At 58.6% G+C, this 13,984-nt stretch carries 13 protein-coding genes; 5 read left to right on the forward strand and 8 right to left on the reverse strand.

Annotated elements, in window-relative coordinates; all coding sequences use genetic code 11:
- Positions 1–2: 2 nt before the first annotated feature.
- Together nfsA and ASF13_RS13300 are read right to left on the reverse strand one after the other, a co-directional pair.
- Positions 3–725 (reverse strand): oxygen-insensitive NADPH nitroreductase, encoded by a 723-nt coding sequence (gene nfsA / locus ASF13_RS13295; RefSeq protein WP_056236952.1) that lies wholly within the window; start codon positions 723–725, stop codon positions 3–5.
- Positions 709–996, reverse strand: a complete 288-nt coding sequence (locus tag ASF13_RS13300) for a YbjC family protein (RefSeq protein WP_056236954.1) — start codon at positions 994–996, stop codon at positions 709–711. Before ASF13_RS13300 ends, nfsA begins: the two co-directional genes overlap by 17 nt.
- A gap of 246 nt (positions 997–1,242) precedes the next feature.
- Between ASF13_RS13300 and ASF13_RS13305 the strand changes: the two genes are divergently transcribed.
- A complete protein-coding gene (locus ASF13_RS13305) occupies positions 1,243–1,506 on the forward strand; it encodes a GrxA family glutaredoxin (protein WP_056236956.1) in 264 nt (87 codons plus the stop codon).
- Between the two features lie 231 nt (positions 1,507–1,737).
- Here the strand turns inward: ASF13_RS13305 and ybjM are convergent, their stop codons facing one another.
- Positions 1,738–2,112 carry an inner membrane protein YbjM gene (gene ybjM, locus ASF13_RS13310; protein ID WP_056236957.1) on the reverse strand — a complete coding sequence of 125 codons (375 nt, stop codon included), beginning with the start codon at positions 2,110–2,112 and terminating at the stop codon, positions 1,738–1,740.
- 272 nt (positions 2,113–2,384) lie between these two features.
- On the opposite strand from ybjM, the gene ASF13_RS13315 reads away from it, so the two are divergent.
- From ASF13_RS13315 to ASF13_RS13325, 3 genes are all read left to right on the forward strand, one after another.
- Entirely contained in the window at positions 2,385–4,073 is a 1,689-nt protein-coding gene (locus ASF13_RS13315) for an aspartate:alanine antiporter (RefSeq protein ID WP_056236959.1), read from the forward strand.
- A 346-nt stretch (positions 4,074–4,419) separates the two neighbouring features.
- On the forward strand, positions 4,420–5,025 hold the full coding sequence (gene ybjG, locus ASF13_RS13320; RefSeq protein WP_056237182.1) for an undecaprenyl-diphosphate phosphatase: 606 nt from the start codon (positions 4,420–4,422) through the stop codon (positions 5,023–5,025).
- Positions 5,026–5,644: 619 nt separating this feature from the next.
- Entirely contained in the window at positions 5,645–6,928 is a 1,284-nt protein-coding gene (locus ASF13_RS13325) for an HAAAP family serine/threonine permease (protein WP_056236960.1), read from the forward strand.
- A 128-nt stretch (positions 6,929–7,056) separates the two neighbouring features.
- Here the strand turns inward: ASF13_RS13325 and ASF13_RS13330 are convergent, their stop codons facing one another.
- A complete protein-coding gene (locus tag ASF13_RS13330) occupies positions 7,057–8,259 on the reverse strand; it encodes a serine hydrolase (RefSeq protein WP_056236962.1) in 1,203 nt (400 codons plus the stop codon).
- Between the two features lie 276 nt (positions 8,260–8,535).
- Here ASF13_RS13330 and ASF13_RS13335 point away from each other — a divergent pair, with 276 nt between their 5' ends.
- Entirely contained in the window at positions 8,536–9,189 is a 654-nt protein-coding gene (locus tag ASF13_RS13335) for an HAD family phosphatase (RefSeq protein WP_056236964.1), read from the forward strand.
- Positions 9,190–9,201: 12 nt separating this feature from the next.
- Here ASF13_RS13335 and ASF13_RS13340 read toward each other — a convergent pair whose 3' ends face one another.
- The 4 genes from ASF13_RS13340 to gsiB all read right to left on the reverse strand — a co-directional run bounded on the left by ASF13_RS13340 (position 9,202) and on the right by gsiB (position 13,952).
- Positions 9,202–10,311 carry a PQQ-dependent sugar dehydrogenase gene (locus tag ASF13_RS13340; RefSeq protein WP_056236965.1) on the reverse strand — a complete coding sequence of 370 codons (1,110 nt, stop codon included), beginning with the start codon at positions 10,309–10,311 and terminating at the stop codon, positions 9,202–9,204.
- Positions 10,312–10,539: 228 nt separating this feature from the next.
- On the reverse strand, positions 10,540–11,445 hold the full coding sequence (gene gsiD / locus ASF13_RS13345) for a glutathione ABC transporter permease GsiD (RefSeq protein WP_056237184.1): 906 nt from the start codon (positions 11,443–11,445) through the stop codon (positions 10,540–10,542).
- A gap of 9 nt (positions 11,446–11,454) precedes the next feature.
- Positions 11,455–12,375 (reverse strand): glutathione ABC transporter permease GsiC, encoded by a 921-nt coding sequence (gsiC, locus tag ASF13_RS13350; RefSeq protein ID WP_056236967.1) that lies wholly within the window; start codon positions 12,373–12,375, stop codon positions 11,455–11,457.
- A 41-nt stretch (positions 12,376–12,416) separates the two neighbouring features.
- On the reverse strand, positions 12,417–13,952 hold the full coding sequence (gene gsiB, locus ASF13_RS13355; protein ID WP_200929786.1) for a glutathione ABC transporter substrate-binding protein GsiB: 1,536 nt from the start codon (positions 13,950–13,952) through the stop codon (positions 12,417–12,419).
- Between the last annotated feature and the right edge of the window lie 32 nt (positions 13,953–13,984).

Raw genomic sequence — 13,984 nt, forward strand, 5'->3', positions numbered from 1 at the left:
GCTTAGCGCGTTGCCCAACCCTGCTGATGCAGGTAATCGAGAATAAACGGGCGGCTCTCTTTAATAATGGTTTTCTGGATATGTTCGCTCCAGCTCTCCACCCGGCGGTTGCTGTCGCGATGCTGATAATAGTTTTCCAGCGTCTGGTCATACTCTGCCAGCGTGGCCGCGTCGATCGGCTGATAGCGGTTTTCATGCACCAGCATGCTGACCGGCATACGCGGCTTGCGCAGCGGATCCTGCGCCGGTTCACCAAGGCACAGGCCGAACAGCGGCAGCAAGTATTTCGGCAGCCCCAGCAGCTCGGTCACCCCGGCGATATGATTGCGGATGCCGCCGATAAAGACGCCGCCAAAGCCCAGGGATTCGGCCGCAACCATGGCATTCTGTGCCATCAGCGCGGTATCCACGCAGCCAAGCAGCAGCTGCTCCGCCAGCCCCAGCTGCGCCTGCGGGCAGATCTGCTGGTGACGGTTAAAGTCGGCGCAAAACACCCAAAACTCGGCCGCCTGGGCAACATAGTGCTGGCCGCCGCTCAGCGGCACCAGCGCCTCACGCACCAATGGGTCGCTGATGCGGATAATCGATGAGCACTGCAGAAAGCTGGAGCTGGAGGCCGACTGGGCGGCCGCCAGAATCGCCTCGCGCTGCGGCTGAGACAGCGTTTGCTCAGTGAAGGCGCGAATGGAACGGTGGCTGCAGAGCAGCTCAATGGTCGGCGTCATGGTTGTCTCCTGGTGGTTTCTTGTCACGCGAAGGGCGCGTGTTAAATAAATCGGGGGCCATCAGTCTGGCGGTACGCCACATCATCACCAGCGCCGCAGGCAGCATCAGGGCAATACCCGCGAAAATCATCACCGTTGCCGCCAGCCGCCCGCTTAACGGTGCCGGCAAGGGTAGCATTTCGTGTAATGTCAGGTAAGAGAGCACCAGCAGTAAAATACCCAGCACTTCGAGGATCAAAACCGGCCGGGGTAACTGGCTAAACGCACGCATAGAGGACTCCTGCAGGCAACACCGCTCAGGGGAAACAGTGCGTTATTAAAGCCTGGATCCGGCGCGGATGCCAAACGCCAGGCCGGCGACAGGCGATTTTGCAGGCGGCCGGGGATAGACGGCGCGTATCAGACCAACAGGTAATTCCTTCTTTCTTTCAGGGTCTGTTGCGGGCATCATAGCGCCACTAAGCGATAAGTTGTGATAAGCATCACACAATCGAATCTGAATTCTGAGGAGACATCAATGTTTGCAGTGATTTTTGGACGCCCTGGCTGCCCTTACTGTGTACGCGCAAAAGAGCTGGCTGAGAAACTGACCGAAGAGCGTGATGACTTTAACTTCCGTTACGTTGATATTCACGCGGAAGGGATTAGCAAAGCTGACCTGGAAAAAACCGTCGGTAAACCGGTTGAAACCGTGCCGCAGATCTTTTTGGACTCAACGCATATTGGTGGGTTTACAGATTTCGAAGCCCATGCCAAAGCCCACCTCGGTCTCTTCCAGTAAATACCCTTCGTCTTTCGCGCTGTAGCTGCGTTGGCTGCGCTCGTTCACCCCGGTCACTGACTGATGTCAGCTCCCGGGGATTCTCTYGCTTGCCGCCTTGCTACAGCACGAAATACTCGGGTATTGATCCGTCTTTAGCGACGTAGCTGCGTTGGCTGCGCTCGTTCACCCCGGTCACTGACTKRTGTMAGCTCCCGGGGATTCTCTTGCTTGCCGCCTTGCCCCCTTCCCCTACTGATGTTGCTGGTGGTGCAGGCTGGTGAGCGTGCGCCACAGCATCACGCCGAGCGTGCCGGAGCCGCACCAGAAGACCGCGCTGCTGATCAGGGCGATCTCCTGGCCCAGGCCCATGCTGTGAAACACGCTGAGCTGCATCAGCGCCAGGCAGGGAGGAGATGCCAGCAGCATCGCCAGCAGCAGCACGGTGAGCGGCGCGTCTCTTGACATCAGCGCGGCCAGTGCGCCAGGCAGGATTAACAGCAGCAGACCGAGCTGAGCGTGGCCATCACCGCTGACGGCAATCAGATAGCGGATCGCCAGAAACAGCACGCCGTACAGGGAACTGCAGGCAATCACGCCTGACCACTTAATGTCTTCTAACCTCATAGAATTTTCTCCAGGTTATTTTTAACCCAATTCAATTCAACGCCCGCAACGGCCTGACAGATTGTTACAATAATGATTTTGTTTTATACAATAAGGCATAATTCAGGCACGGTGCAGACTGGCTGAAAGGGAGCAGAGCGATTAAAATAGTCCCTGTTTAGCGCTGGTGACCAATCGGTATTAACCCGTATCCCACCGTCTGTGCTGGCGGCTAAATTTATCCCATAAACCGCTTCTCATCAATAGCTTACTGGTAAACAAGAAGTTAAACCGTGAATATAAACGTCGCAGATTTGTTAAGTAATAATTACATTCTGTTGTTATTTGTCGTACTGGCTTTGGGGCTCTGTTTAGGAAAAATTCGGTTGGGACCTGTTCAACTGGGTAATTCTATTGGTGTTTTGGTTGTTTCTCTGCTGCTCGGCCAGCAGCATTTTGCGATTAATACCGAGGCGTTAAACCTCGGCTTTATGTTATTTATTTTTTGCGTCGGCGTCGAAGCCGGGCCGAACTTTTTCTCGATCTTCTTCCGCGACGGAAAAAACTACCTGATGCTGGCGATCGTGATGGTGACCAGCGCCATGACGCTGGCGCTGGGGCTGGGCAAGCTGTTTGGCTGGGATATCGGCCTGACCGCCGGCATGCTGGCCGGGGCGATGACCTCCACCCCGGTGCTGGTCGGGGCCGGGGATACGCTGCGACAAACGCTGCCGCCGGGCAGCAGCCTGAGCCTGGCCCAGGATCACCTGAGCCTCGGCTACGCGCTGACCTACCTGATTGGCCTGGTGAGCCTGATCGTGGCCGCGCGCTATATGCCCAGGCTGCAGCATCAGGACCTGCCCACCAGCGCGCAGCAGATTGCCCGCGAACGCGGCCTCGACCCGGACAGCAAACGTAAAGTCTACCTGCCGGTGATCCGCGCCTACCGCGTCGGCCCGGAGCTGGTGGCCTGGAGCGACGGCAAAAATCTGCGCGAACTGGGTATCTACCGCCAGACCGGTTGCTACATTGAGCGCATCCGCCGTAACGGTATTCTGGCCAGCCCGGACGGCGACGCGGTGCTGCAACCGGGCGATGAGATCTCACTGGTCGGTTATCCTGATGCCCACTCGCGGCTGGACCCCAGCTTCCGCAACGGCAAAGAAGTGTTCGATCGCGACCTGCTGGACATGCGCATCGTCAATGAAGAGATCGTGGTCAAAAATAACAACGCGGTGAACAAACGCCTGAGCCAGCTGAACCTCACCGATCACGGCTGCTTCCTCAACCGGGTGATCCGCAGCCAGATTGAGATGCCGATCGACGACAGCATCATGCTGAACAAGGGTGACGTGCTGCATATCAGCGGCGAAGCCCGCCGGGTGAAGTCGGTGGCGGACCGTATCGGCTTTATCTCCATTCACAGCCAGGTCACCGATCTGCTGGCGTTCTGCGCCTTCTTTATCATCGGCCTGATGATCGGCATGATCACCTTCCAGTTCAGCAGCTTCAGCTTTGGCATCGGCAACGCCGCCGGGCTGCTGTTTGCCGGCATCATGCTCGGCTTCCTGCGCGCCAACCACCCGACGTTCGGCTACATCCCGCAGGGTGCACTGACCATGGTGAAAGAGTTCGGGCTGATGGTGTTTATGGCCGGCGTGGGCTTAAGCGCCGGTAGCGGCATCAGCCACGGCATCGGCGAAACAGGGCTGCTGATGCTCGGCGCCGGGCTGGTGGTCAGCCTGGTGCCGGTGGTAATCTGCTTCCTGTTTGGCGCCTGGGTGCTGAAGATGAACCGCGCGCTGCTGTTCGGCGCGATCATGGGCGCGCGCACCTGCGCCCCGGCGATGGAGATCATCAGCGATACCGCGCGCAGCAACATTCCGGCACTCGGCTATGCAGGAACTTATGCCATTGCTAACGTTTTGCTGACGCTGGCCGGTACGCTGATCGTGATACTCTGGCCGGTTCTGGGTGGCTGAAAATAATTTGACGATTTCAGCGAACTTTCGGCAGGGGTCACAGTCTTAATTAGTGCCACTGCTTTTCTTTGAAATCCCCAAATTGAGGAGCCCGTTAAACTTCTGTTTAACGGGTTTTTTTATGCCTCCGGTAACCCAGCCGTCATCAATCCTCAACACAACTGAAACAAAGACGCGATTTGGGACTGCCCCCCTTTACGTCGCCTGCCGCTAATTTTACCTTAAGCATTTCGTGCTATACCCCCACCTGACAACGACTTTTCGTTGCACAGGGCCTGCACCGACGGGCCTCTGGCGGGTGCGATCGCTTTATGCGCAGGCTATCGATGAGGATTATTTTTTTATGATGGAAGAGTTAAACCGCGGGTTGTTTCTGGCCATTAACGCCAGCGGCGATTCTGCTGCCTGGTTAATCGCCCTGGCCACGTTTATTGCCCGCGACCTGATCGCCATCGTGCCGCTGCTGATTGTCGGCCTGTGGTTGTGGGGGCCGCGCAGCCGGCTGCACTCGCAGCGGGTGCTGGTGGTCAAAACCGCCGTGGCGCTGCTTTACGCACTGGCGTTCTCCTGGTGCCTGGCGCAGCTGTTTCCCCACCCGCGGCCGTTTGCCATCGGCCTCGGCCATCAGTTCCTCGAACACGCGCCGGATGACTCGTATCCCAGCGACCACGGGACGGTGATCTTTACTTTCGCCATCGCGTTTATCTGCTGGCACCGCGTCTGGTCCGGCATACTGCTGTTGGTCTGTGGTGCGGCGATCGCCTGGTCACGCGTCTATCTGGGGATTCACTGGCCGCTGGATATGCTCGGCGGACTGCTGGTGGGCATGCTCGCCTGCCTGTTTGCGCAAATTTTCTGGCTGCTGTTTGGGCAGCGCCTGTTGCCCCGCCTGTCTGCGCTATATCGCCTGCTGTTTGCCGTGCCCATTGGCAAGGGCTGGGTACGCGACTGATTTAAACGCAGGCGGGTAAGAATCATCTGCCCGCCTGCCGCTTATTTCCCTTCCCGCCTTTACTGACGCCACGTAAGCCTGTTCCTACCCACTCTGCCTGTTTTGCGCAACCGGAATACTGTTGCCGGCTTACAGACAAATATGTTGCGCAAATGATTAAAAGCGCAACAACCTGCTGCAGGATAAAATTCATAACCTGTTGTAAATTAATATATTATCAGTAAACCCTGTTGTAAAAACACGCAACCCACTCATTATTTCACCATTTAAAAATAGTGAAATTCAGTTTAAACCCCTGTTTTAAAGCCAGTTTAGTGGTCAATTCCCCCTTGTAAGCCAGGGCTGACAGACATTACCCCTAAAAAAGGTGATGAAAGTGTGATTAGGATCACCAGGAGTTATCAAAGCAGCACTTTCTTCTATTTTTTCTGATGGTAGAGTGTGCGCCATTAAATTAGCGCGATTAATAAAAACGGCATTGTCATTGCCCATTCTGATAGCGCGCTGATGGCGTATTTAAAGCCAGATTGATTGCGGACGCGCCGCCTGTCTGAAGGGCAGCAAAACGTCAGCCAGCGGTCTGGCACAGCAATTTACCTTTTCAACACGGGAGAAATCGATGGAATCTTCACAAACGGCGGTGCTCAGCCCGGAGGCAACTCAGGATGCCAGCGGCTGGAACAAGAGCGATACCATGTGGATGCTGGGCCTGTACGGAACCGCTATCGGTGCCGGGGTGCTGTTCCTGCCGATCAACGCCGGCATCGGTGGTCTGATCCCGCTGGTGATCATGGCGCTGCTGGCGTTTCCGATGACCTTCTTCGCCCACCGCGGGCTGTGCCGCTTTGTGCTCTCCGGCCGTAAACCAGGCGAAGACATCACCGAGGTGGTGGAAGAGCATTTTGGCGTCGGTGCCGGTAAGCTGATCACCCTGCTCTACTTCTTCGCCATTTACCCGATTCTGCTGGTGTACAGCGTGGCGATCACCAACACCGTTGAAAGCTTTATGACCCACCAGCTGCATATGCAGGCCCCGCCGCGGGCGCTGCTGGCGCTGGTGCTGATCGTCGGCCTGATGACCATCGTGCGCTTCGGTAAAGAGATGATCGTGAAGACCATGAGCGTGCTGGTCTATCCGTTTGTGCTGGTGCTGATGGCGCTGGCGCTGTACCTGATCCCGCACTGGAACAGCGCGATTTTCGACAACGTCAGCCTGAGCGGCAGCGGTAAAGGGCTGATGATGACAATGTGGCTGGCGATCCCGGTGATGGTGTTCTCCTTCAACCACTCGCCGATCATCTCCGCTTTTGCGGTGGCAAAACGTGAAGAGTACGGCGACCAGGCAGAGAAGAAATGCTCACGCATCCTGGCGCGCAGCCATATCATGATGGTGCTGACGGTGATGTTCTTCGTGTTCAGCTGCGTGCTGAGCCTGACGCCGGAAAACCTGGCGGAAGCCAAGGCGCAGAATATTTCAATTCTGTCTTACCTGGCTAACCACTTCGATACGCCGCTGATGGCCTGGCTGGCACCGATCATCGCCATGGTGGCAATTACCAAATCCTTCCTCGGCCACTACCTTGGCGCGCGTGAAGGCTTTAACGGTACGGTGAACAAGATGCTGCGCAGCCGCGGCAAGAGCATTACCGAGAGCAAGCTGAACCGCTTTACCGCGCTGTTTATGCTGGTGACCACCTGGATCGTCGCCACGCTGGACCCGAGCATCCTCGGCCTGATCGAAAGCCTGGGCGGCCCGATTATCGCCGTGCTGCTGTTCCTGATGCCGATGTATGCCATTAACAAAGTACCGGCGATGCGCCAGTACAGCGGCAAGCTGAGCAACGTGTTTGTGGTGCTGGTTGGCCTGGTGGCCATCTCTGCAGTGGCCTACACCCTGTTCTGATCCTGACTCGCTCATAAAGAAACCCGGCAATTGTCCTGCACCCCAGAAGTTGGTTAGCCAACTGATTCAGGTGCAGTGCAAAAACGCCGGGTTTTTTTATTGATTAAGCAAACAACGGGTTGTCTGGATTACGCGAACCAGCTGCCAAACCAGCCGTGCAGTTTCATCATCACGAAGTCCCAGATGCGGCTGAAGAAGCCGCCCTCTTTCACCTCTTCCATCACCACCAGCGGCCGCTGCTCCACCGATTTTCCGTCCAGCTGGAAATCAATGGTGCCCACCACCTGATTTTTCGCCAGCGGCGCGGTCAGCTGCGGATCTTTAAGCGTAAAACTGGCCTTCAGATTTTTCAGCTGACCTTTCGGCAACGTTACCGCCGCATCGTTAGCCACTCCGAGGCTGACTTCGCTGCGGTCACCAAACCAGACGCGCTGGGTGGTAAAGGGTTTATCGGCCTTAATCGGCGTCACGGTCTCATAGAAGCGGAAGCCCCAGGTGAGCAGCTTTTCGCTTTCACGGAAGCGAATGGCGTCCGTGGCGGTGCCCAGCACCACCGAGATCAGACGCATATCGCCGTCCACCGCCGAGGCTACCAGGTTATTGCCGGCACCGGAGGTGTGGCCGGTTTTAATGCCGTCAACCTGCAGATTGGTGCTCCACAGCAGGCGGTTGCGGTTGTACTGGCGGATTTTGTTAAAGGTGAACTCTTTCTCTTTATTCAGCGCGTACTCGTCCGGCACGTCGCGGATCAGCGCCTGGCCGATCAGCGCCATATCGCGCGCGGTGCTGTACTGACCTTCTGAATCCAGCCCGTGCACGGTTTTAAACTGGGTATTCTGCAGGCCCCAGGCCTTGACGTAGTTGTTCATCAGGCTGACGAACGAGTCCTGGCTACCGGCGACGTAGTCCGCCAGCGCAATACTGGCATCGTTACCCGACTGGATGACGATGCCTTTGTTCAGCTCTGAAACCGGAATACGGTCGCCGGGCTTGAGGAACATCAGCGACGACCCTTTCAGCGCCGGGTTACCGGTGGCCCAGGCATCTTTGCCGATGGTGACCAGATCGTCGTTGTTAATTTTGCCGCTTTTCAGCGCCTGGCCGATGACGTAGCTGGTCATCATTTTGGTCAGACTTGCCGGGTCAAGACGCTGATCGGCGTTCGATTCGGTTAACACCTTACCGCTGTGATAGTCGATCAGCACCCAGGCTTTGGCGTCGACCTGCGGCGCGGCAGGTGCCTGCTCAGCGTAAGCGGTGGAGAGGGTTAACAGTAGCGTTGAGGTGGTGGCCAGCACGGTGAGGCTGGTTAGCAGGCGCGTTTTCTTCATGGCGGGACCGGGTATCCATTTGAAAGACATTTAGTGGTGAAGCGTAATCTGACGATTAACCGTCCTACACTAAGGCGTTACGACGTTAAATTGAACCGCAGAACCGTAAAGTTTTCTAAAGTTTATAAGAGGATCGCCTGGTCTGCCGCCTGAGTCGCCGTTTTTTTGCACGGATAACGCCGTTAAGGGCGCGCTGAAGGATTTTTCCTGGCAAAAAGGTTATGACTGTCACAAAAATCCGTTAGGCTGCCGCCAGTCCCCTACCGGAGTAAAAAAATGGATTTAGCCCTGTTCGACCTCGACGAAACCCTGATCAGCGATGACACCACCAGCCTGTGGCTGCGCTGGCTGGTCTCCGAAGGCTTCGCCCCGCCCGGCCTGCTGGATGAAGAGCGGGTGCTGATGGAGCACTACTATCAGGGGTGCCTGTCGATGGAAGACTATATGCGTACCACGTTAGCCCCGCTGGCCGGGCTGGCAACCCGCACCGTGGACGGCTGGATCGGCCGGTTTATTCAGCGCGATATCCTGCCCCGCGTCTATCCGCAGGCCCGCGAGCGGCTTGAGTGGCACCGCCAGCGCGGTGACCTGATCCTGGTGATCTCCGCCAGCGGTGAACAGCTGGTCAACCCGATCGCCGCGGCGCTGGGTGCCGACGTGGCGCTGGCGGTCGGCGTGTCGATCGTCGATGAACGCTACAGCGGCGGCATTTTCGGCACCATCACCTACCAGCAGGGTAAACTGACCCGTCTGGCGGAGTGGCAGGCGGAACAGCCTCACCTATTCGATAAAATCTGGGCCTACAGCGACTCGATGAACGACGCGCCGATGCTGGCGCACGCCGACCACGCGTGGGTGATTAACCCTGCGCCACCGCTGCACGCGCTGGCCGAACAGCACGGCTGGGAAGTGCATCGCTGGGTGAGATAAAAGAGCCCGCAATCAGGGCGCCAGTCCCACCTTCAGCAGCCTGCCGTTAGCCTCATCGGTCAGCACGTACAACCAGCCGTCGGGGCCGCTGCGCACGTCGCGGATGCGCTCGCCGCGGTCGCCCAGCAGCCGCTGCTCATCCACCACCCGGTCGCCGTTCAGCGTCAGGCGGATCAGGTTTTTCTCCTTCAGCGCGCCGATAAACAGCGAGTTTTTCCACTGCGGGAAGCGCGCGCTGTTATAGAACGCCATGCCGCTGAGCGCCGGGGAGACCGGCCAGTACTTGATCGGCTGCTCGGTGCCCTTCACCTCTCCCCCCTGCGAGCCCGGTACCTTGTCGCCGCCGTAGTCAATGCCCCAGGTCGCCAGCGGCCAGCCGTAGTTATGGCCCTTACGCGGGATATTCAGCTCATCGCCGCCGCGCGGCCCGTGTTCGCTCTCCCAGATTTCATGCGTCCACGGATTAAGCGCAATACCCTGCGGGTTGCGCATTCCCCAGCTCCAGATCTCTGGTCGGGCGTCCTTACGCCCGACCAGCGGATTGTCCTCAGGCACCGAACCATCGGCCTTCAGACGCACAATTTTCCCCTGCAGCGCGTTGAGATCCTGCGCTTTCTCCGCGTGGAAGTTATCGCCGAAGGTGATAAACAGGTCGCCGTTACGGTCAAAGGCCAGCCTTGAACCGAGATTCGCGCCGGAGGAGAGGCCCGGCTGGCGCAGCACCTCGCGGAAGTCGCGCAGCTGGCGATGATCTTCACTCAGCGTACCGTAGCCCACCGCCGCCCCTGCGCCCTGCTCGCCCTTCAGCGTGTAGCTGAGCCAGACGCGGCGGCTGCTGGCAAAGTCAGGCGCCGGTACCACGTCGAGCAGCCCGCCCTGGCGCTGCGCCCACACCTGCGGCACCCCGCTAATCGGCGCAGAGAGGGCGTGGCCCGGCTGCCACCAGCGCAGCTGACCGGAACGTTCGGTGATCAGCATCCCCTGATTGTCAGGCAGAAATGCCAGCGACCACGGGTGATCGAGCCCGTCCAGCAGCTCTTCAACCTTGACGTTATCGGCCCGCGCGCCGCTGACGCTAAGCAGCACGGCAGAGGCACTGAACAGAATGGCAGCAAGCCGCATAAAAATTCTCCAGAAAAAAGGGGGGCTTGCTAAATTTAGCGAACGAGCGGCAGAACGCGGCGTTTTTTACAAAAGCTTAATAATGAGCCGGGTCCCCATGAAAAAGCCTCAGTTTAATCTTAACTGAGGCGTTAAGGAGGGAGGCAGAGGCGGCCGACGGCCGCGGCAAGCGGATCTTCAGCCAGGGATTCAGCCCGACCTGGCGATCGACTATTCAGCCTGCAGCGATCAGCTTTTCAGCTTCGGATCCAGCGCGTCGCGCAGGCCATCGCCGAGCAGGTTAAACGCCAGTACGGTGAGGAAGATGGCCAGGCTGGGGAACACCGCCACGTGGGGGGCCATCACCATATCGGCCTGCGCCGCGTTAAGCATCGCTCCCCACTCCGGGGTCGGCGGCTGCGCGCCCAGCCCGAGAAAAGAGAGGCTGGCCGCCGAAATGATCGAGGTGCCGATGCGCATGGTGAAGTAGACCACGATCGACGAGAGCGTGCCGGGCAGGATATGGCGAAAAATGATGGTGCCGTCACCGGCACCGATGCTGCGCGCCGACTCGATAAAGGTCTGATGCTTCAGCACCAGGGTGTTACCGCGCACCAGGCGGGCAAAGGCCGGGATGCTGAAGATCGCCACCGCCACCACCACGTTGCCCATACCGTTGCCCATGATGGCCACCACGGCAATCGCCAGCAAAATGCCGGGAAAGGCAAACAGCACGTCACAGATGCGCATCACGATGCGGTCCCACCAGCCCTCATAGTAGCCCGCCAGCAGCCCCAGCAGCGTGCCGATGGCGGCACCGACGGCCACTGAGAAGAAGCCGGCGATCAGCGACAGCCGGGTACCAACCAGCACCCGGCTGAAAATATCGCGCCCCAGCGCGTCCACGCCAAACCAGTGCAGCGCCGAGGGCCCCTCGTTCAGCCGATCGTAGTCAAAGTAGTTTTCGGCATCAAAGGGGGCCAGCTGCGGGGCGAACAGCGCCACCAGCAGCAGCAGCAGCACAAAGCCGGCCGCGGCCAGCGCTACCGGCTGACGGCGAAAGCGCCGCCAGAATTCACGCCAGGGCGTACGAATCCGATCCCGTTCCAGAACCGGCATCGTGGAGAGCGCAGCGTCGCGCCGCCAGTTGATCATCATCTGCCCTTATTTATAACGAATCGTCGGGTTGATCGCCGCGTACAGCATATCAACCGCCAGGTTAATCAGAATAAACTCCAGTGAAAACAGCAGCACTTCCGCCTGTATCACCGGGTAATCACGCATTTCCACCGAGTCGACCAGCAGCCGTCCGAGCCCCGGCCAGTTAAACACCACCTCGACCACGATCGAGCCGCCGAGCAGGAAACCAAACTGCAGGCCCATCATGGTCACCACCGGGATCATCGCGTTGCGCAGGCCGTGTTTGAGAACCACCAGCGACTCGCGCACCCCTTTGGCGCGGGCGGTACGGATATAGTCCTCCTGCAGCACGTCGACAAACGAGGCGCGGGTAAAGCGCGCCATTACCGCCGCCACCGCGGCACCGAGGGTCATCGAAGGCAGGATATAGTGCAGCCAGCTGTCGGCACCGACGGTCGGTAACCAGCCCAGTTCAACGGAGAACACCTGCATCAGCAGGATCCCCAGCGCAAACGCCGGAAAGGAGATACCGGACACGGCCAGCGCCATCCCCAGCCGGTCGGGCCAGCGGTTGCGCCACACCGCCGAGCTGATGCCGATAGCCATTCCAAATACCACCGACCAGCCCATGCTGCACAGCGTCAGCCACAGCGTCGGCAGAAAGCGCAACGCGATCTCTTCGGAAACCGGCCGCTTAGAGACCATCGACTGGCCAAAATCGCCCTGCAGCGCGTGGGTAATATAGCGCCAGAACTGCTGCGGCAGCGGCAGATCCAGCCCCAGCTGCTGACGCACCATTGCCACCACCGTCGCATCAGCTTCCCGCCCGGCGATCAGCCGCGCCGGATCGCCGGGCAGCAGGTGGACAAACAGAAACACCACCACCGCCACGATCAGCAGCGTGGGGATCAGGCCCAGTAAGCGTTTTAGAAAATAGTTAAGCATGCTTTTCCCTGCGCCCCCCTGCGGGGGCGCGTTAAGCTCTGTTATTTCAGATCGGCATCATCAAAGCTGAACGAGGTGTCCGGCATCACGTAAAAACCGCTGAGGTTTTTGCTGTTCGCCGAGACCAGTTTCTCCACCACCAGCGGTGCCCACGGGCGATCGTTCCAGATGCGGTCCTGCGCATCCTTATACAGCGCGGCTTTTTTCGCGCCGTCGGTGGTGTTCAGCGCGTCGGTCAGGTCTTTATCCACCTGCGGATTGCTGTAGAAGGCGGTGTTAAAGATGGCTGGCGGCCAGGACTGGGTGGCAAACAGCGGCGTCAGCGCCCAGTTGGCTTCACCGGTCGAGGCAGACCAGCCGGTGTAGAACATACGGACTCCGCTCTCTTTCTGCCCCTTCTCTTCCACCTGTGCGGCGCGCTGACCTGCGTCCATCGCCGTCAGTTCGACCTTAATGCCCACCTGCGCCAGCTGCTGCTGGGTAAACTGCAGCACCTTCTGCGCGGTGCTGTGGTTGTGTGACGACCACAGCGCGGTGGTAAAGCCGTTCGGGTAGCCCGCTTCCTTCAGCAGCTCGCGCGCTTTCGCTGGGTTGTACTCAAGGGCCGGATAGCTTTGCGCATACTGAATCGACGGCGGCACAATGCCGGTGGCCGGCGTGGCGTAACCGGCAAAGGCCACCTTCACCAGCGCCTCACGGTTAATCGCGTAGTTAATCGCCTCACGCACCTTCGGGTTGTCAAACGGCTTCTGGGTGACGTTAAAGCTGATATAGCGCTGCATGATTGACGGTGAGGTCACCAGATCAACCTTGCTGTTTTTTTCCAGCAGCTTCGCCTGCTCAAACGGGATCGGGAAAGCAAAGTTGGCCTCACCGGTCTGCAGCATCGCCGAGCGGGTGTTGTTGTCCACCACCGGACGCCAGGTAATGCTGTCCAGCTTCGGATAGCCCGGCTTCCAGTAGCCGGCGAATTTCTTCACCTTCACAAAATCGGTCTGATTCCAGGTGACGAACTCATAGGGGCCGGTGCCCACCGGGTGGAAGCCGATATCCTTGCCGTACTTTTTCAGCGCATCCGGCGAAATCATCGCCGCCACCGGGCTGGCAAGGGTGTTGATAAACGCCGAGAACGGTGCCTTCAGGGTAATTTTTACCGTATGCTCATCGACCACGCTGGTGCCGGCCACCGGGCGGAACAGGTTGCCGCGCTTCAGGTGGTTGTCCGGCGCGCTTGCGCGATCGAGGTTGGCCTTGACCGCCGCCGCGTTGAAATCGGTGCCGTCCTGGAATTTCACCCCCTGACGCAGCTTAATGGTGTAGTTCAGCCCGTCGTCGCTGACCTGATAGCTCTCGGCCAGCACGTTCTGCAGCTTCATCTCTTTGTCGAAGCCAAACAGCCCCTGATAGAAGGATTTAGCCACCGCCTGCGACAGGGTGTCGTTGGCATCGTACGGGTCCAGCGTGGTGAAATTCGAGCCGACCGCCACGGTAATATCTTTCGCCGCCCAGGCCGGTACGGCAGCCATGCTGCCGAGCAGACCGGCGGTTAACAGCCATTTACGCGAGTGATTCATCATATCTCAGTCCTTTAGTATCGTTATGCTCAAAT

This window comes from Erwinia sp. Leaf53 (assembly GCF_001422605.1).
GTDB lineage: Bacteria > Pseudomonadota > Gammaproteobacteria > Enterobacterales > Enterobacteriaceae > Erwinia.

What these genes read in the sequence shown, in the direction of transcription:
- gsiC (WP_056236967.1), bottom strand. Translation starts at nt 12,375, where the DNA reads ATGCTTAACTATTTTCTAAAACGCTTACTGGGCCTGATCCCCACGCTG.
- ASF13_RS13305 (WP_056236956.1), top strand. Translation starts at nt 1,243, where the DNA reads ATGTTTGCAGTGATTTTTGGACGCCCTGGCTGCCCTTACTGTGTACGC.
- ybjG (WP_056237182.1), top strand. Translation starts at nt 4,420, where the DNA reads ATGGAAGAGTTAAACCGCGGGTTGTTTCTGGCCATTAACGCCAGCGGC.
- nfsA (WP_056236952.1), bottom strand. Translation starts at nt 725, where the DNA reads ATGACGCCGACCATTGAGCTGCTCTGCAGCCACCGTTCCATTCGCGCC.
- ASF13_RS13300 (WP_056236954.1), bottom strand. Translation starts at nt 996, where the DNA reads ATGCGTGCGTTTAGCCAGTTACCCCGGCCGGTTTTGATCCTCGAAGTG.
- ASF13_RS13325 (WP_056236960.1), top strand. Translation starts at nt 5,645, where the DNA reads ATGGAATCTTCACAAACGGCGGTGCTCAGCCCGGAGGCAACTCAGGAT.
- gsiB (WP_200929786.1), bottom strand. Translation starts at nt 13,952, where the DNA reads ATGATGAATCACTCGCGTAAATGGCTGTTAACCGCCGGTCTGCTCGGC.
- gsiD (WP_056237184.1), bottom strand. Translation starts at nt 11,445, where the DNA reads ATGATCAACTGGCGGCGCGACGCTGCGCTCTCCACGATGCCGGTTCTG.
- ASF13_RS13330 (WP_056236962.1), bottom strand. Translation starts at nt 8,259, where the DNA reads ATGAAGAAAACGCGCCTGCTAACCAGCCTCACCGTGCTGGCCACCACC.
- ybjM (WP_056236957.1), bottom strand. Translation starts at nt 2,112, where the DNA reads ATGAGGTTAGAAGACATTAAGTGGTCAGGCGTGATTGCCTGCAGTTCC.
- ASF13_RS13335 (WP_056236964.1), top strand. Translation starts at nt 8,536, where the DNA reads ATGGATTTAGCCCTGTTCGACCTCGACGAAACCCTGATCAGCGATGAC.
- ASF13_RS13340 (WP_056236965.1), bottom strand. Translation starts at nt 10,311, where the DNA reads ATGCGGCTTGCTGCCATTCTGTTCAGTGCCTCTGCCGTGCTGCTTAGC.